16 protein-coding genes are annotated in these 18204 nt (G+C 65.1%); 4 read left to right on the top strand and 12 right to left on the bottom strand.

Annotated features, from left to right (window positions below; translation table 11 throughout):
* Positions 1-7: 7 nt before the first annotated feature.
* The 6 genes from JWN03_RS28695 to JWN03_RS28670 all read right to left on the bottom strand — a co-directional run bounded on the left by JWN03_RS28695 (position 8) and on the right by JWN03_RS28670 (position 4736).
* The gene (locus JWN03_RS28695) at positions 8-877 is read right to left on the bottom strand and encodes an MlaE family ABC transporter permease (RefSeq protein ID WP_441343072.1); all 870 of its coding nucleotides are present in this window, start codon (positions 875-877) and stop codon (positions 8-10) included.
* Positions 877-1707, bottom strand: a complete 831-nt coding sequence (locus JWN03_RS28690; RefSeq protein ID WP_405136873.1) for an MlaE family ABC transporter permease — start codon at positions 1705-1707, stop codon at positions 877-879. The genes JWN03_RS28695 and JWN03_RS28690 overlap by 1 nt, the downstream gene beginning before the upstream one ends.
* Before the next feature lie 276 nt (positions 1708-1983).
* Positions 1984-3132, bottom strand: a complete 1149-nt coding sequence (locus JWN03_RS28685) for an NAD(P)/FAD-dependent oxidoreductase (protein WP_297621596.1) — start codon at positions 3130-3132, stop codon at positions 1984-1986.
* Positions 3129-3314: a rubredoxin gene (locus tag JWN03_RS28680; protein ID WP_297621593.1), complete on the bottom strand. Its 186-nt coding sequence runs from the start codon at positions 3312-3314 to the stop codon at positions 3129-3131. The genes JWN03_RS28685 and JWN03_RS28680 overlap by 4 nt, the downstream gene beginning before the upstream one ends.
* Positions 3304-3510 (bottom strand): rubredoxin, encoded by a 207-nt coding sequence (locus JWN03_RS28675; protein ID WP_297621591.1) that lies wholly within the window; start codon positions 3508-3510, stop codon positions 3304-3306. The genes JWN03_RS28680 and JWN03_RS28675 overlap by 11 nt, the downstream gene beginning before the upstream one ends.
* Positions 3510-4736, bottom strand: coding sequence for an alkane 1-monooxygenase (locus JWN03_RS28670; protein WP_297621589.1), 1227 nt, complete (start codon positions 4734-4736; stop codon positions 3510-3512). Before JWN03_RS28670 ends, JWN03_RS28675 begins: the two co-directional genes overlap by 1 nt.
* 109 nt (positions 4737-4845) lie before the next feature.
* Here JWN03_RS28670 and JWN03_RS28665 point away from each other — a divergent pair, with 109 nt between their 5' ends.
* Entirely contained in the window at positions 4846-5460 is a 615-nt protein-coding gene (locus tag JWN03_RS28665; RefSeq protein WP_297621587.1) for a TetR/AcrR family transcriptional regulator, read from the top strand.
* Positions 5461-5609: 149 nt separating this feature from the next.
* Here JWN03_RS28665 and JWN03_RS28660 read toward each other — a convergent pair whose 3' ends face one another.
* From JWN03_RS28660 to JWN03_RS28645, 4 genes are all read right to left on the bottom strand, one after another.
* A complete protein-coding gene (locus JWN03_RS28660) occupies positions 5610-6011 on the bottom strand; it encodes a MerR family transcriptional regulator (RefSeq protein ID WP_297621585.1) in 402 nt (133 codons plus the stop codon).
* Positions 6004-6864, bottom strand: coding sequence for an aldo/keto reductase (locus JWN03_RS28655; protein ID WP_297621583.1), 861 nt, complete (start codon positions 6862-6864; stop codon positions 6004-6006). Before JWN03_RS28655 ends, JWN03_RS28660 begins: the two co-directional genes overlap by 8 nt.
* A 71-nt stretch (positions 6865-6935) precedes the next feature.
* Positions 6936-8081, bottom strand: a complete 1146-nt coding sequence (locus JWN03_RS28650) for an acyl-CoA dehydrogenase family protein (protein WP_297621581.1) — start codon at positions 8079-8081, stop codon at positions 6936-6938.
* Positions 8082-8123: 42 nt separating this feature from the next.
* Positions 8124-11309 (bottom strand): acetyl-CoA carboxylase family protein, encoded by a 3186-nt coding sequence (locus tag JWN03_RS28645; RefSeq protein ID WP_297621579.1) that lies wholly within the window; start codon positions 11307-11309, stop codon positions 8124-8126.
* A gap of 104 nt (positions 11310-11413) precedes the next feature.
* Between JWN03_RS28645 and JWN03_RS28640 the strand changes: the two genes are divergently transcribed.
* Together JWN03_RS28640 and JWN03_RS28635 are read left to right on the top strand one after the other, a co-directional pair.
* The gene (locus JWN03_RS28640) at positions 11414-12046 is read left to right on the top strand and encodes a hypothetical protein (RefSeq protein ID WP_297621577.1); all 633 of its coding nucleotides are present in this window, start codon (positions 11414-11416) and stop codon (positions 12044-12046) included.
* Position 12047: 1 nt separating this feature from the next.
* Positions 12048-12794 carry a nucleotidyl transferase AbiEii/AbiGii toxin family protein gene (locus JWN03_RS28635; RefSeq protein ID WP_297621575.1) on the top strand — a complete coding sequence of 249 codons (747 nt, stop codon included), beginning with the start codon at positions 12048-12050 and terminating at the stop codon, positions 12792-12794.
* Between the two features lie 37 nt (positions 12795-12831).
* Here the strand turns inward: JWN03_RS28635 and JWN03_RS28630 are convergent, their stop codons facing one another.
* Positions 12832-14910 (bottom strand): UvrD-helicase domain-containing protein, encoded by a 2079-nt coding sequence (locus JWN03_RS28630; protein ID WP_297621657.1) that lies wholly within the window; start codon positions 14908-14910, stop codon positions 12832-12834.
* Positions 14911-15042: 132 nt separating this feature from the next.
* On the bottom strand, positions 15043-16410 hold the full coding sequence (locus JWN03_RS28625; protein ID WP_441343073.1) for an ABC1 kinase family protein: 1368 nt from the start codon (positions 16408-16410) through the stop codon (positions 15043-15045).
* A 170-nt stretch (positions 16411-16580) separates the two neighbouring features.
* Between JWN03_RS28625 and JWN03_RS28620 the strand changes: the two genes are divergently transcribed.
* The gene (locus tag JWN03_RS28620; protein ID WP_297621571.1) at positions 16581-18131 is read left to right on the top strand and encodes an acyl-CoA carboxylase subunit beta; all 1551 of its coding nucleotides are present in this window, start codon (positions 16581-16583) and stop codon (positions 18129-18131) included.
* The last annotated feature ends 73 nt before the right edge of the window (positions 18132-18204 follow it).

Below are 18204 nucleotides of genomic sequence, written 5' to 3'. Positions count from 1 at the left end.
TCACGAGTCACCCCGAAATCTTGATGCCGACATCGAAGCCCCAGATCACGATGGTGAGGATCATGTCCAGAATGACCACCAGCACCAGACTGGCGCGAATGGCGCGGCCCGAGGCGCGGCCCACGCCCTCGGGTCCGCCGGTGGCGTAGAAGCCCTGGTAGCCGTGGATGAGAATGATGGTGATCACGAAGATCGTCGCTTTGAGCAGCGAGGCAAGCACATCGCTCGGTTGCAGGAAGGCGTCGAAGTAGTGGTAGTAGGTGCCCGACGACTGCCCGTGCAGCACATTCACCACGGTCGCGCAGGACAGATACGACAGAATGAGCGTCAGCAGGTGCAACGGCACGATCGTGATGACACCGGCGATCACGCGGGTGGTGACCACGAAGGGCATGGGCCGAATGCCGATGGCCTCCAGCGCATCGATCTCCTCGGAGATGCGCATGGATCCGATCTCGGCCGTCATCCGGCAGCCGGCCTGCGCGGCAAATCCGATGGCCGCCACCATGGGCGCCATTTCCCGGGTGTTCGCGTAGGCGGAGACAAACCCGGTGAGCGGGCCCATGCCGACCATGTTCAGCGCGGTGAAACCCTCCACCCCGATGGAGCCGCCGACCGCGATGCCGAGGAAGGCCAGCACCGCCACGGTGCCGCCGCCGACGATGATCGCCCCGGAGCCCCAGGTGATATCGGAGAGAATGAGCATGGTCTGGCGGCGGTACACGCGCAGCGTATGCGGGATGGCGGTCAGGACCTCGTAGACGAAAGTCGCTTGGTGGCCGAGGGATTCGAAGACTCCCAGCGGCGCCTGCGCGCCGCGTTCGACCATGTGACCGGCCGCGCCGAGCGGCTGATAGCGTGCGGGAACCTGGGTCATCAGCCCACCTGCGTCGGTAGGAACATCGAAACCAGCTGGGTGATAACCAGATTCACACCGAAGGCGGCGATCACGCCGATTACCACGGCGGCGTTCACCGCATTGGCGACACCCTTGGGGCCGTTCATGGCTTCCAAGCCGCGCTGGCAGGACACGATCAGCACGATCACACCGAACAGGACGGCCTTCAGGATCGCCACGCCGAGATCGCTCATCTTGGCGAAGGCCGCAAAGGCCGACAGGTAACTGCCGGGTGTGACGCCTTGAAAGCCGACGGCGATCACATAACCCGTGAACACGCCCATGAAGATGATCAGCATGCAGAGCAGGGGCGTGAGCACGAGCATGGCCGCCAGCCGCGGGGCGACCAGCCGGCGCACCGGGTCGATGCCCATGGTGCGCAATGCATCCACCTCATCGCGAATGGTGCGGGCGCCGAGATCGGCGGCAATGGCCGATCCGGCCGCACCGCCGAGCAGCAGCGCGGTCACCATGGGCGCGCCCTGCCGGATGACGCCCAGACCGCCGGCCGCGCCGGAGACGGAACTCGCGCCGACCTGCTGGGTGAGGCTGCCTACCTGCACCGCGACAATGACGCCGAACGGAATCGATACCAGCACAGCGGGAATCGCGGTCACGCTGACTATGAACCAACCCTGCTGCAGGGTGTCACGCCACGGATGTTTCAGGGCCACGATGTCGGTGACCAGGTAGCGGAATGCCGCCACCGCTAGTTGAATGGTGCGCCCGAACGTGCGCAACCCGGAAAGAACGAACTCGACTGCCTGCCTAACGAACGGCTCCGGCCCCCGAATGGCCTTGTCGACCAATGCCTACCACCCCACTGCCACTGCTGGTCTGTGCCGACCGGTCCCCTTGTTCGACCGCTGCCGACTGACCGAGACAGTAATACAGCTTTCGGACTGACGTGTCAGTCTTCACTGGTTTCATTCGAATGCTTGACCAAGGGCCCAGGTCTCGGGCAAAATGTTCGACCCAGACACTAATAGCTGTTCACTAATACGGCTTCGAGCAATGGCTTGGCAAACGAGAACGCCGTTGAATCAATTTGAATTGATTCAACGGCATTTCACTTTTGCGAGCAATTAGCCTCGTGCACCGATCAGTTCGCGCGCCGCACGAATATCAGCGGGACGGCCGATGGCCACCGCGCCGGTCATCCGGCCGCCGCGCCTGCCCAGTACCGCGATATCGGGAGTACCCGGCACACCCCGCACCTCGAGTTCGTCCCCCGGCCGAATCCGGCCCGCGAACTGGAGATTCAAGCCGTACTGCGTGGACCAGCCCCATGGCACCTGCGCACGGTCGGGTGGCACTCCGAGCATTGCCTTCGCCGCCGCCGCGCCCTGGGCCTGCGCGCTGTTCCAATGCTCTTCCCGCACATACGCATCGAGTTCGGGATCCAGTCGTGCGGCCGCGTCACCGGCGGCGAAGATGCCGGGAATCGAGGTGCGATAGTCCTCGTCGACGAGAATGCCGTCTGCCACCGCTATTCCGGCCGCGTCGGCGAGCGCGGTATCGGGGATCGCGCCGATGGCGACCAGCGCCGCACCGGCGGTCCATCGACGACCGTCTGCGGCGGTCGCGATCACCCCACCGGCGGCATCCTCGATATCGGTCAGCACGACATCGGTGTGGATCTCGACCGCATTGTCCGCGTGCAGCTTTCGGAAGAACTCGCCGATGGTCTCGGGTGCGACCCGGTCCAGCGGCGTGGGTCCGGCGTGCACCACGGTCACCTGCGCGCCGAGAGCGGCCGCCGTCGCGGCGACCTCGCATCCGATGAGTCCGGCGCCGACTATGAGCAGTGATCCGTCATCGATAGCCGCGCGCACCGGCGCGATATCGTCCCGCCCACGTAGCGTGTGTGCGCCCAGCCCGACGCCCGGCAGGCGACGCGGGCGAGCTCCGGTGGCGAGAAGCAGTGCGTCGTAAGCGATCTCGGAATCATCGGTCAAATGCACCCGGGTGCGTTTGGCATCGATCGCGCGGGCGGCTGTTCCGGTGCGCAGGTCGATATCATTCGATGACCAGAAGTCCGCCGCCTCCAACAGCATTCGCCGTTCGACCGCGGTCCCGGCCAGCAGTTCCTTCGAGACCATCGGCCGCCGGTATGGCAGACTGCTTTCCGCGCCCAGCAGCACGATCTCGCCGGAATAGCCGGAGCTGCGCAAGGTCTTGGCCGCGGTGGCGCCGGCCACGCCGGCGCCCACGATCACGATTCGCCGCGTCACGAGCGACTGACCTCGACCATGTCGAAATCCGCCTTGGCCGCACCACAATCCGGGCAGGACCAGTCCTCGGGGATATCGGCCCAGCGGGTACCGGGGGCGATATCGTCCTCGGGCCAGCCGAGCGCCTCGTCATATTCGAAACCGCAGACCAGACAGCGGAAGAGCCTGTAGTCAGTGGTCATGATCGCGTCCTGTCTGCACGGAGCCTGTGGAGGCCGAGGTGGGTTCGAAGTCGATCTTTTCCCGGACGCCGCAGTCGGGGCAGCACCAGTCGTCGGGGATCGCGGACCACGGGGTGCCCGCCGGAAACCCTTCTCGCGGTGCGCCTTCGGCCTCGTCGTAGCGGTAATCGCAGACCGGGCAGCGATAGGCGCTCATCATCGGGCTCCATACCGTGTCAGCACGCGGTCACGCTTGCTCGGCTGGATATTCACCCGGGTGATATCGCCCTCGTAGTGACCGAGCACCCGCTTGTCCATCACCTTGCGCCACAGTGGCGGAAAGTAAGCCAGGCCGATCATGGAGGCGTAACCGCTGGGCAGGTTCGGCGCGCCGTCCATACTGCGCAGCGTCTGATACCGCCGGGTCGGGTTCGCGTGATGATCGCTGTGCCGTTGCAGGTGGTACAGAAAGATATTCGTGACGATGTGGTCGGAGTTCCAGCTGTGCTCGGGGGTGCAGCGCTCGTAGCGACCACCGGCGGTGCGCTGACGCAGCAGGCCGTAGTGCTCGAGGTAGTTCACCGTCTCCAGCAGCGCGAAGCCGTAGATCGCCTGCAGGACCAGGAACGGCAGCACGATCGGGCCGAAGACCGCCGCGAGCGCACCCCACAGCACCACCGACATGAGCCAGGCATTGAGCACGTCATTGTGGATCGTCCACGGCCGCTTATCCAGTCGCCGCAGGCGTGCCGCCTCCAGCTCCCACGAGGAGCGCAGGCTCCCCCACACGCTGCGCGGCAGGAAGGTCCAGAAGGATTCGCCGAAGCGGGAACTGGCCGGATCCTCCGGCGTCGCGACGCGCACATGGTGGCCGCGATTGTGCTCGATAAAGAAGTGGCCGTAGAACGTCTGAGCGAGGGTGATCTTCGACAGCCAGCGCTCCAGTTCGTCCTTCTTGTGGCCGAGTTCGTGCGCGGTATTGATACCGACGCCGCCGACCACGCCGATGCTCAGTGCCAGGCCGATCTTCGACATCAGGCCCAGGCCGCCGTCGATGCCGAGCCAGGACAGGTCGGCGGCCGTCCAGAGGTAGCAGGCGAATCCGAGGCTCAGCAGCTGGAACGGGATGTAGGCGTAGGTGCAGTACCGGTAGTAGCGGTCGTTCTCCAGCCACTCCATCACCTCGTCCGGCGGATTCTGGCCGTCCGGGCCGAAGAAGCGATCCAGCAGCGGCAGCAGCACGTAGACCAGGAGTGGGCCGATCCACCACCACACCGGTGCGACGGCCTGCCAGCCCAACTCGCCGAAGGCCCAGACCAGGCCGGCGGCCAGGAAGAGGGCGGTCGGGGCGACCAGGCCGAAAAGCCACAGGTAGCGCTTGCGGTCACGCCACTGCGGCGGCGGGGCTACGGGTGCCGGCTCACTGATTCGAGACGTCGTCATTGTCAATCTCCTTGCATTTACACTTCTTGACGAAGTGTATTCAGTAGATACACTTCAACAGAGAATGTCAACGGTCGAGACGAAAGAAGAGCTCATGTACGATCGGATCGTGGCTGAAGCGCCGAATTTCCAGACCGAGATGCGCCAACTCCTGCGCGAACGGATCATCGACACCGCCCGCCGGATTGTGTGCGCCGAAGGGTGGGGTGCGGTGAATATGTCCCGCCTGGCCAAGGAGGTGGGCGTCAGCCGCCCGGTTATGTACAAGGAGTTCGGCAATAAGCACGAACTCGCCGAGGTCGTCATCCGCCAGGAGGTCGACACCTTCCTGGTCGGCATTGCCGACAGCCTCGCCGTCCACCCGGACGATGTGGTGGCCGGCCTGCGTCAGGCCGTCGAATTCACCCTGCGCACCGGCGCGGACAACACCTTGCTCAAGGCCGTGCTCGCTGGTCGAACCGCACCGGACACCGCACTGCTCCCGGTCCTGATGACCGAACCCGAACCGGTACTCGGACGCGCGATCGAGGCGGTCGCCGCCATGATCCGCGCCCAATACGAACTCGCGTCACTCCCCGACACCGAGTTGGCCGCCCTGACGGAAACCCTTGTCCGCCTGGCCCTGAGCCATCTGTTCCAGCCGACCGGCTCGATCGAGCGAGCCGTGGACCAGATCGGCGCGGTCATCGCAAGCACCATCGCCCCGGCCCTCACCGGCGACTAGCGCGGCGTCCATCACTACTCCGGCAGAACCGAACAGCACGCCTCCACGCCGAACAACATCTATGAGTGCTGTCCTATCCCGACACGTGCTGCGCGGTTCTTGACACAGGCTGTTGGGTTCTTAGCTGACGAAGGTCTGTGGACGCCGCGTTAGTGCTGCGGCGCGTTCGACGGGTTCTGCTGTTCCAGTAGCAGCTGCTCGTATCGGATTTCCTTGTCCGAGAGCATGGCTCGCGCCTGTTGTAGTCGCTCGATGTCCGCATCCAGCAGCGCTTGATACTGCCGGATCAGTGCCAGCCGCTGCGCCAGCGTCGCCAGGCCCTGCTGGGCCATATCGGCGAAACGCTTCACCTCCGCGATCGGCATTCCGGTATCGCGCAGGCATTGCAGCAGCCGCACCCACAGCACCGCCTGCTCCGAATAGCGGCGGTGCCCTTGGGAATTGCGTGCGACGACGTCCCCGAGCAGTCCCTCGGACTCGTAGTAACGCAAGGTGTGGGCGCTGATGCCCAGTCGGTCGGCAACCTGGCCGACGGTGAGTGCTTCAGTCATTCATGGCCTGGAGGGTCTGGTAGGTCTCGTCGCTGAAGACATACGTCTCCGGATCTGCGAGGGGGCTGGCCCGTCTATTCTCCTCCAGCCCGTCCAGTACGCGCAGCTGCGCCGCGCTGAGCTCGAAATCGAAGAGGGCCGCATTCTCCCGCAGACGGCCCGGATTCGTGGATCGCGGGATGACGATCAATCCGTGCTGCACGTGCCAGCGCAGGATCACCTGCGCCGCAGTCCTTCCGGCCGCCTCGGCGACACTGCGAATCACCGGATGATCCAGCAGCTCCCCACCCTGCATTAGCGGGCTCCACGATTCGACCGCAATCCCCTGTGCCGCACAGTATTTCCGCAGGTCGATCTGAGTGAGACGCGGATGCAACTCGATCTGGTTCACCGCAGGCACCACCTCGGCGTCCCTGATCAGCCGATCCAGCCGCGCCGCTGAGTAATTCGACACCCCGATCGCACGCACCAGACCGTCCGCGTACAGATCCTGCAATGCCCGCCACGTCTCACCGCTCACGGCATCGAATGGCCAGTGCACCAGGTACAGGTCGAGGAACTCGACCCCGAGCCGGTCCAGACTGGCATGGCAGCTCTCGACGGTATGCCGATATCCCTCGCGATCCACCAGCTTGGTCGTCAGGAAAACTTCCGACCGCGCCAGCCCCGAGCTCCGCACCGCACGCCCGACACCCCGCTCATTCCCGTACGCGGCCGCAGTGTCCACCGCGCGATACCCCACCGCCAGCGCCTCCGATACCACCAGTTCGGCGACCCCCTCCGCCAATTGCCATGTCCCGACACCGAGTACCGGCATCTCGACCCCATTGTTCAACGTGACCATCGGCTGCATGGCACTCTCCTTTCGACACAGCCGACGCTAGGGCTTCGAGTGCACTCGAACGCAAGGGCGTTCAGCGTTCGTCAGGCGGTGAAGCCGTCCATCATGGACAGGACTCGGAGCATGACTTCATCTGCGCCGCCGCCGATGCTGAGCAGGCGGCTGTCTCGGAAGGCTCGGGCGGTCCAGGTTTCCTCCATGTAGCCCATGCCGCCGTGGATCTGGAGGCACCAGTCGACGACCTGGCGGGTGAGGCGGCCGGCTTCGAGTTTGGCGATGGTGGCCATGCGGGTGACGTCGGTGCCGGACATGTATTGCTCGGCAATGGATTCGGTGTAGACGCGCAGCATGTCCACCCGGGCGGCGAGTTCGGCGTAGGTGTACTGCAGGTATTGGTTCGCGGTCAGGGGCTGGCCGAACAGTTTTCGCTGGCGGGCATAGTCGCGGGTGAGCTCCAGTTGCAGGGCGCAGCTGATCGGCGCGCCGTAGGAACCGAACATGCGCTCCATGACGAACTGCGACATCTGCTGCTGGAAACCGCGGCCGATCGCACCGATGGTGTTGCGCACCGGAACTCGCACGTCGTCGAAAGTGAGCAGGCCGGTATCGGAGGCGCGCATCCCCAGCTTGTCGAGCTTCTTGGCGACGCTGAATCCGGGAGTGGCGGTAGGCACGATGATCTGGCTCATGCCGCGGTAGCCGCCCTCGTCGGAGGTGCGTACCAAGGTGCAGAGCCAGTCGGCCTGTACGGAATTGGTGATGAACATCTTCGAGCCGTTGATCACCCAGTCGTCGCCGTCACGACGAGCGTGGGTGCGGATGCCCGCGACGTCGGACCCTGCTTCCGGTTCGGTGACCGCGACGCCGCAGACCATTTCCCCGCGCATGGCCGGAGCCAGATACTCGAGCTTGAGCTCGTCACTGCCGTGTTCGTGCAGTGACGGCGTCGCCATAGCGACCTGCACACCGAACGCCATGGGGAACGACCCGTGCGCGACGCGGCCCATCTCCTGGCACAGCACCATCGTGAACAGGTGATCCGCCCCCTGGCCGCCGTACGCCGGGTCGTACTCGAGCCCCAACATCCCGAGCTTCGCCATATCGGCGAAAATCTCGTGCAGCGGCATCATCTCGGCACGTTCCCACTCGTCGACGTGCGGATTGATGTTCTGCTCGACGTAACGGCGGACCGTGGCCCGAAACTGCTGGTGCTCGCTGCTGTAGATCACGCCGCGCTCCTTCGTCGATAGAACGAGAGTAACGCTGCGGCACTACCTCAATGTATCGATCCAGCGACGGGTATCGGCGGGGTCGATGACATCGTCCAGTTCGAGGACGGTGGCGGCGGTCAGGGCCTTGCCGTTGGCGTAGGCCAGTTTGACCAGGTTGTCGAAGGCGGTTTGGCGTTCGATCGGGTTTTCGAGGGCGGCGAGTTCCTTGGCGAAGCCCAGGCGGACTGCGCCTTCCAGGCCCATGCCGCCGATTTCACCGGTGGGCCAGGCGACTACGAAACGCGGGGCGCGGAAGGAGCCTGCTGCCATGGCTTGTGCGCCGAGGCCGTAGCCCTTACGCAGGATGATGGTGCCCCATGGCACAGACAGGGCCGCCGCATCGATGAACAGGCGGCTGAACTTCGTGACTGTGGCTTGGGTTTCGGCTTCCGGGCCCACCATGAAACCTGGAGTGTCACAGAGTGATACGACCGGCAGGCCGTGGGCGTCGCACAGGCGCAGGAAGGCGCTGAGTTTGTCGGCGGCGGGGGCGTCGATGGCGCCGCCCAGATGGTGGCAGTCATTGGCGATGAGGCCGAAGGCGCGGCCCTGTACGCGGATCAGGGCGGTGACGACACCGATGCCCCAGTCACGGCGCAGTTCCAGGACCGAGCCGGTGTCTGCGACGGATTCGATGGCAGCGCGAATATCGAAGGCGCGCAGGCGGTCCTCAGGCACCACGTGACGGGACAGGCGCGGATCCGGTGCGGCCCAATCGGACTCGATGCCTTGGAAGTATGCGAGATATCGGCGTGCGACGGCCACCGCTTCCGCCTCGTCGGCGGCGACGATGTGCACCACGCCATTTCGGCGCTGCACGTCGATCGGGCCGATGTCCTCGGGCGCGTAGACACCCAGTCCGCCGCCCTCGATCATGGCCGGACCGCCCATGCCGATATTCGCATCGGGGGTGGCGATCACGACATCGCACATACCCAGCAGCGCGGCATTGCCGGCGAAGCAGCGACCGGACACGATGCCGATCAACGGAACCCGGCCGGAGAGCGCGCCCATGGCACGGAAGGTGGTGACATCGAGGCCGGAGATGCCCGCATAGTCGGTGTCACCCGGACGGCCACCGCCGCCCTCGGTGAAGAAGATCACCGGAAGTTCCTGGGCGGCGGCCAGTTCCAGCATGCGGTCGGTCTTGGCGTGATTGCGCATGCCCTGGGTGCCCGCGAGCACCGTGTAGTCGTAGGACATGACGACGACCCGGGTCGCCTCCGCGCCGAAGTGATCGGCATTGACGGTAGCTACGCCGCCGATCAGACCGTCGGCAGGGGTGTTCGCGATCAAGTCTTCCGGGCTGCGGCGCAGGCGCTGGGCCGCGACTGCCAGCGCGCCGTACTCGACGAAGCTGTCGTCATCGACCAGATCGGCAATGTTCTGCCGTGCGGTGCGGCGGCCCAGGCGGTGTCGTTTGGCGACCGCCTGCGAACGGGACTCGTCGAGTCCGATTCGGTGCCGATCTCGCACCTCGGCGAGATCGGGGCGAATCGAATCCAGGTCGACCGCTTCGCATTCCGCAGCTTCACCCTCGTGATCGGCCTCCACCCAGATGAGCAGGGGCGCGTGCGGATCGATCACATCGCCCGGTTCGACGAGCGGACGCAACACTCGCAGCGGCTGCTCGGCACGCACCACGTGCTGCATTTTCATTGCCTCGAGTACCGCGACCTCGGCGCCGGCGGCCACTAGTGTGCCCGGCTCCACCACGGTGACCACGGTGCCGCCCATCGGTGAGCGCAGCGCCTGCTCGCCCTCGGCCAGATCGGCTGCAGCCTCTTGCCCGGGCTGATCGAGATCCGCGACACGCATAGGGGCCGGAGCGTAATCGGCTGCGCGGGAAACTAATTCGCTCATTCGCTGTTCGAACCAGGAGGTCGACACCGGACCTGCGGTGGCCAGTTCATCGAGCACCGCCCGCTGCACCGCGAGATTGGTTTCGATGCCGACGATCACCGTCTCGGCCAATGCGTCGGTCGCGCGCCGCAGGGCGGCCGGATACGACGATCCGCGCGTAATGACCTTCGCCAGCAGGGAATCGAACTTGGCGTCCTGCCGCATACCGCTGAAGGCGGCGGTATCCACTCGCACACCCACACCGGTCGGGGCGGCGAACTGGGCGATGATTCCGGTGCTGGGCAGCACATCCCCACCCGCCGTGACGATTTCGGCATTCACCCGCGCCTGCACCGCATACCCGCGCGGGGCAGTCGCCGCCAGGTCCAGATCATCGAGAGTGCGGCCCTGCGCCAATGCGAATTGGATCGCCACCAGATCCAGCCCGCTAACCTCCTCGGTGACCGTATGTTCCACCTGCAGCCGCGGATTCACCTCGAGGAACCAGGAATCCACGCCGCTGAGCAGAAATTCGACCGTGATCACCCCGCGGCATCCCACCGACTCGGCCAGCCGGACCGCCTGCTCGTGCAGCCGTTCCCGCAGTGCCACATCAAGATTCGGCGCAGGCGCGATCTCCACCAACTTCTGCTGCCGCCGCTGCACACTGCAGTCCCGATCCCCCACCGCCACCGCGCGCACCCCATCCGCGACGATCTGCACCTCGATATGCCGAGCCTCGGCCACCAGCGCCTCGGCGTACACGGCATCATCACCGAACCCCGCCAACGCCTCCGACCGACAGCGCTCGAACGCCTCCGCCACCTGCGCAGGATCCCGCACCACACGCATACCGCGCCCGCCACCACCCGCTGCGGCTTTCACCATGACCCCGCCGGAATGCGCGGCCAACAGCTCCCCGATCTCCTCAGGCGTAGCCACACTCCCCGTCGCCGGCAATACCGGCACTCCTGCCCGCTCAGCCGCCGCCCGCGCCGCCACCTTATCCCCGAACAACCGCAGCACCTCCACCTGCGGCCCGACAAACACCAGCCCCGCCGCCGCACAAGCTTCCGCGAACTCCGCACTCTCACTGAGGAACCCATACCCCGGATGCACGAGCGCACCCTCCCCCGCCTTGCGGGCCGCCCCCACCACCTCAGCGATATCGAGGTAGGCCGCGGCCCCACTCCCCGCCAGCCGCACCGCATCATCGGCCAACCGCACCACCAAGGCCCCCGCCTCAGCGCCGGTGTACACCGCCAGCGTGGCGAACCCGTTCTCCCGCGCAGTCCGCACCACTCGGACGGCCACTTCCCCACGGTTCACCACAACGATGTGCATCCCGCCAGTTTTACCCATGAAGTGAGCGATGGCGCGCCGATCAGCTATTCGACTTCCAAGTGACTGGCATGAGAGTAGGCTATAACCATACGGAGGTGACAGTTATGGCCAGAACGACTGCCCGGGTTCCCACGGAATTGCTCCAGCGCCCGTTACGAGTGCTCCGTCCGCGCGATGCCGTTGGCGTCTACGCACATCCCCGGCCCGAATTTGCCCGCCTCGCCAATAGCGGTGCGCTGCACCGCGTCGCCACCGGCTACTACGCCATCGTCCCTGACGACCGCGTCGGGCAGTCATGGATACCGGAACTCGAACCCACAGCTCTCGGTATCGCCGCCGCAGACGAGGGCATCGATACCGTGGCACTGATGGGGTTGTCTGCTGCCCGTGTCTACGGCACCGTACCGAGAGCACTGGGCGTCGCGGTTGTGGCCGCCGGCCGACACCGAGCCGCGGTACAGCTGAGCGACCGCGCCGCCACTGCGATCTATGTTCGTCGCGATGTCCGGAGCCTGGACATCCAGCGGCATCGATGGGAACTCGGCGCCGGCTGGATCACCACCGTTGAGCAAACGATCATCGACCTCGCTGCACGTCCGGAACTCGGCGGGCTTCCCGACGAAGCGAGAGGTGCAGCCTTCGCCCTGCTACCACACGCCGATCGCGAACTACTAGCCGAGCTCGCCACCCGACAGCGCCGCAAACCTACACTCGACCGTCTACTCGAGGCTGCCTGAAATGCTGACCGACCACGACGAACAAGCAGTAGCCAACCAGTTCGGTGTCGCGCGAGCCCAGGTACACCGCGACCACCTCATCTCCCACGTGCTCGGCGCCATCAGTAAGCATTTCGCCGACAGCATCCTCTTCTTCGGCGGAACAGCCCTGTCGCGCACCGTACTTCCCGCCGGTCGCCTGTCGGAAGACATCGACCTCATTGCACTCGGAAACCGACGGACAACCGCACAGACACTGGAACATGTAGTAGCAAAGGAACTTCGGCGCGAGTACCCAGGTCTGCGTTGGCTGCCCTCGTTGACCAACGTCCGTGATACCGAGCCGGCGGTACTCACCACTCTCGACAACATCTCGGTGCGTATCCAACTGCTCAACAGCACCGGGTACCCCCCATGGCCGACCGAGCACCGCACCATTGTCCAGCGCTACTCCGATGCCCCACCCGCACAACTCCTCGTCCCGACACCTGCCGCATTCTCCGCATGGAAAACCGCCGCCTGGGCCGGCCGCTCCGCATCGCGAGACCTGTTCGACCTCAAGCTGTTAGCCGATGCCGGAGCCATCGATACCGAAGCCGCCGAACTCTTCCGCCGCTACGGTCCCACCAACCGATACCCATCAGCAACGTTGTTCACCGTCGCCCCGGATGAACAAAAATGGCAACGCGAACTGGCCGCCCAAACCCGACTCGAGATCAGCGCAGCCGAAGCACTCCGAGTTGTCCGCGAAGCATGGACCAACGTCTGAGAGTCGATGCGCACCACGACCATCACCACCCGATTGGTCAGAAACCGCTGCGGCGCGGCAAGTTCTGAAGGTGTTGTCCGGCGACCACTGCGCGCTCAGCAGCAGCAGGCGGCGGGGCAATCGTGACACCGGCACCGGTCAGGATGCTCAAGTCAAGTCGCCAGACCCGTGCGGAGCGCCGATTCCATGTCCTGAACGCATCAGCAATATGCTGCTGCGCTTCATCGGCCGTCATACCAGTCACTTTCATCAGATGCGCGAGCGCGTGAGATTCGCGGCCGTTGATCTGAGCAAACCCGAAGTGCGTGGTTTGGTGACAGTCCGTGCACAGCAGAATTATTCGACGCAGGCTCTGCACACCGGTGGTGTCGTCATAGGCCCATCGCTCGTGCGCCTCGAGCCAGCGACGAGTTGCGCTGTCCTTGCCGCGACCGCAGATCTCGCATCGATGGCCGGCTCGATTGTTGACCATCCTTCGAAGACGTTCCCAATCCTTCGTGTCCACGCAGGACCGAACATTCGTGAACCAGCAAGAATCGGGCACGAGGTCGACAAAAAGCCCAGAGCCGAGGGAACGGTCTTCGCCCGGCAGCAGTTCCGGAACATTCGGCCGGACCGTTCCGGGCCGACCATCAGGGTGCTGGCGTACCCACGCCAACCCACCCAGATCGAGACCATGCCGAGCCCTGGTGACCGCGACATAGGCGAGTCGCGCATCGGCTTCACCGATCGGAGCAGGGCGAGTTCCGTCGGGGTTCTCTGGCTCAGTGAAGTCGTCGGCAATGCGGACGGTGTCCCACTCGCGCCCTTTCGCCTTGTGGGCGGTCGAGACTGTCACTTCGGCAACACTCTCACTGCTGAGCCTTCCGACCGCATCCAGAACGACATCCACGCCGTGGTCGTCGATCAACGCCACCAACGGGGCCAGATCGGCTCCAGCAGGGTCGTTTTCAGCGTAATCCTGCAGTTCACCCCACGAAGCGAACAGGCAGAGCTCTGGATGGTTGCTCCTACGACCGGCCATAAGGTCGCGAGCGGCCTCCGCCAATTGAGCCAGGGATCGACCACCACCGACAAGTGCCACTTTTCGGCCGTCCGCCAGCTGCGACATCACCTCCAGCATTGCTCCGACATTGGTGCGGCACAGCACTGCGTCGGCTTTGACTATGGTGCGGATTTCGCTAGTCACACGCTCATCACCGGTCAGCCGGATCGGCGCGTCCACAATGGTCAGCCATCGGTTCGCTTCCTCAGCCACGGCTGCGCCGAATCGAAAGGACTGAGTCAGCCCCAGATGGCTGCCATCGAACCCGAACATCACATCTTGCGCCCCACGCCACCCGTAGATCGCCTGCGCCGAGTCGCCCACCAGCACCAATTGAGAATCCGCCCGCTGCGCATTGAAGACCTGTTCCACAACGGGATTGGTGTCCTGTGCCTCGTCGAGCAGAATGAATTCGTAGTCGAGTGCCGGATGCGTCAACGCCCACATCTTCAGATAATGATCGTGATCGAACCGGACCCGGCCACTGTTCTCGTCCTGCAGGTCCGTCCACGCCTTACGGGCGAACGGCAGTACGACATCGATCAGCTTTTGGTGACTATCGGCGGAGTCCAGTCCACGCAACCGAGGGACGTGACGAGACTCGATACCCAAATCATCTGAGTAGCAAAATCTTTGGACGGTGCGCACCGTGGCGAAAGACTGCGCTGCGGGAGTCACCTTTCGGCCACCGATCATAGTCGCGCGGTGAATTCCCAGTGCTGCACCGGCCTTCGTCGAAGAGATGCGTGGAGCGTCCAGGCGAGCACGGTAGCGGTGCCCAACGGCGTGGTAGGCCATGGAGTGGGCAGTACGGCAGCGGACGTGTCGAGGGAAACGTCGGCGTGCTTCCTCCGCGATCGCCCGGTTGTAGGCAATGTAGAGGCCACTCCGGGACGTCCCGCCCGATAGCAGCCGAAGCGTAGTGGTCTTTCCGGTACCCGCACCAGCTTGGATCGCCATATGGCTACCGCGACCGAAGGCATCGACTGCGGCTTGCTGCTCAATCGTCGGCCCCAACGCTGAATGTCCCACGAACACTCCCCGCCTTGTGCGTCCCTGATCGACGATCATCGCATCCGCCACCGACAACGCGGCCGACATCGCGAATTGATCCAAGGCCTTGCGGCATGGCGGCAGAAACCCGGACAGGCCACACTTCCCGCCCCAGCGAACCAATCTAGAGCTGAAGCGGGCAACGGGGATTCAGTCGGCGGGGAGTTCGGTGCCTTCTGCGGCCAGCTTGGCGGCTACCTCGTCGGGGAAGACGTTGCGGAAGAGGAAGAGGTCGCGGCCGAGTTTCCAGCCGGGGGCGAGGGCTACGGCGTAGCGCTCGAAGTAGCCGAGTTGTTTGCCCATGAGCATCAACTGCTGGGGGCCGGAGGCGCCGCGGCGTTTGCCGAATTCGAGGAGGCGGGCGGAGACCACGCCGAGGTCGAGTTTGTCGAGGCTGCCCGAGAGGACGGGGCCCAGCGCCACGGCCAGTTGGCGGCCGATGGTGGCATCGTCGCCGCTGTCGTCGGTGACCATGTCGAGTTTGCGGAGGGCGCGGGCGACGGGGCGGAAGTCATTGTCGATGGAGCTGGCGTAGAAGAGCGCGCGGACGAAGTCGCGCCATTCGGTGTCCATGCGGCCGACAATGCCGAAGTCCAGCATGGCGACGCGGCCGTCCTCGAGCAGCCAGAGGTTGCCGGCGTGCACATCGCCGTGAAAGAGGCCGTGTACCGCAACACTTTCCATCCACGCCTTGACCAGGCGGCGGATGAGGAGTTCGGAATCGGGGTGGACGGCGCGGATATCGTCGAAGCGGTCCAGCGGCATGCCGCGCATGCGTTCCATGCACAGCACACGCGGGCCGCACAGTTCCCAATAGACCTCGGGGACAACCACATTGGTGTTGTCACCGAAGGCGGCCAGGTTCTCTCGGGCGCGGGTCTGGTTATCGGCCTCGATGAGGAAGTTCAGTTCCGCGACGGTCGCCTCGTACAGATCACGCACCACCGCTTGGGTATTGGCGACGCGGGCATTCTCCGAACGCTTCTCCATGGCGCGCGCCAGCCTCATGGCGGCGCGCAGATCCACGATCATGCGCCGGCCGATCTCCGGGCGCTGCACCTTCACAACGGCGGAACGGCCGTCGTGCAGCACGCAGGCGTGCACCTGCGCGATGGAGGCCGCCGACAGCGGCTCATCCTCGAAGGACTGGAACAGCTCGGAAATCGGCTTGCCCAGATCGGCTTCGATAATGGCGCGCGCATTCGCGGACGGGAACGGCGCCATATCATCGAGGCAGCGCAGGCAGGCGTCGGCCAGCTCGCGCGGGAAGGCGCCGGGCGAGGAGGCGATCAGCTGGCCGAGTTTCACGAACATCGGGCCCAGCGTCTCGAAACCGTTCACCACGCCCTCGGCCACCGCGCGTTTACGCTTGGCCTTGCGCAGTCCGCCGCGCAGCACGCTGCGGGTGACCGATCCACCCAGCACCGCGCCGACAATTACCGTTCGCCGCATTTCGGAGAACCCGAACGTATCCAGATCCGGCCGGATCACCTCGGGCGCCCCCGCTCGCACAGTCATCGGTGAGCTCACGGGCCGCAGTGTATCCCTGTCCCAGCCGGTCGGTCTGCTGTGGTGCCCGGCAGGTTACCCACCCGTTCAGTGGTTGGGGAGGGGTGACGCACGGTACCGTGGCGGGCTGGGTCGTGATCCGGCTCCAACTGATGTAGGCGAAAGGCAAGACCGAAGTAATGACGGGTACAGCGGAGAAGCTGGCGGAACTGCGCAAGCTCCTGGAGATCGCCGAAGAACCTTCCGGTGAGAAGGGCATCCAGAAGAGACTTGTGAAGGGCATCCCCAGCGCCCGAGAACGGGCGCGGATGCTGCTCGACGCGGGCACCTTCGTGGAGATGGGCGCGCTCATGCGCCAGCCCGGCAACTCCAACGCCTTCTACGGCGACGGCGTGGTCACCGGCCGCGGTTATATCGACGGCCGCCCGGTCGTGGTGATCTCGCACGATCAGACCGTCTACGGCGGCTCGGTCAGTGAGATGTTCGGGCGCCGGGTGCGCGCCGCCATGGATTTCGCCTATAACAACGCCTGCCCGGTGGTCTGCATCAACGACTCCGGTGGCGCGCGTATTCAGGACGGTGTCGCCTCCCTGGCCTGGTACGCGATCATGTGCCGCCTGCAGGAGGACCTGTCCGGCTATGTGCCGATGGTCGCCGTCATGCTCGGCAAATGCGCGGCCGGCTCGGTCTACGGGCCCATCAATATGGACGTCCTGGTGGCGACCGAGGATTCGTACATGTTCGTCACCGGCCCCGAGGTCATCCGGGCCGTCACCGGCGCGTCGGTCTCCGCGGAGGAACTGGGCGGCGCCCGTGCGCTGGAGAAGAACGGCACGGTCCACCATGTCGCCAAGTCCGAGACCGAGGCCTTCCAGTGGGTGCGCGACTACCTGAGCTACCTGCCGACCAGCTGCCTCGAACAGCCGCCGATCGTGAATCCGGGCCTGGAGCCCGAGCTCACCGACCACGACCGTGAGCTGGACAAGTTCATGCCGGATGCCGACAAGATCGGCTACGACATGCACGACATCCTGCTGCGCATCTTCGACGACGGCGCGTTCCACGAGATCAGCGCCAAGACTTCGGAAAATCTCATTACCGGCTTCGCGCGTGTCGACGGCCGTCCGATCGGTGTGATCGCCAATCAGCCCCTGGTGCTGGGCGGCGCGCTGGATGCGGCGTGCTCCGACAAGGCCGCGCATTTCATCCGGCTCTGCGACGCGTTCAATATCCCGCTGGTCTATGTGGTCGACACGCCGGGCGTGTTGCCGGGCGTGGACGAGGAGCGCAATCACGTCATCAAGCGCGGCGGCCGTATGTTCCGCGCCCTCATCGAGGCCACCGTGCCCATCGTGACCATCGTGACGCGCAAGGCGTACGGCGGCGGTTACGCGGTCATGGGCTGCAAGCAGCTCGGCGCGGACATCAGCCTGGCCTGGCCGACCGCGCGGCTCGCGGTCATGGGCGCGGAGTCCATGATCCCGATCGTCGGCAAGCGGCAGATCGAGGCCGCGGCGCCCGAGGACCGAGAAGCGGTGCGGCAGGGCATGATCGACTTCTACAATGCGACCGTCGCCACCCCGTGGACGGCTGCCGAGCGCGGCTACATCGACGCGGTCATCGAGCCCTCGGCGACCCGCCTGGAGATCCGCAAGGCGCTGCAGCTGCTGCGCGACAAGGGCGCGGTGCGCAAGCCGAACCCTCGTAAGCACAATCTGTTCCCGATGTAAGTCGGCACACACGCGAAAAGCTGCCCCCGGCCACATCGGCCGGGGGCAGCTTCATTTCTGGAATGCGCTGAGC

The organism is Nocardia sp., assembly GCF_025465275.1.
Classification (GTDB): domain Bacteria; phylum Actinomycetota; class Actinomycetes; order Mycobacteriales; family Mycobacteriaceae; genus Nocardia.
Note: the sequence above shows the minus strand (reverse complement) of the source record. Positions and strands in the feature narration are given on the sequence as shown.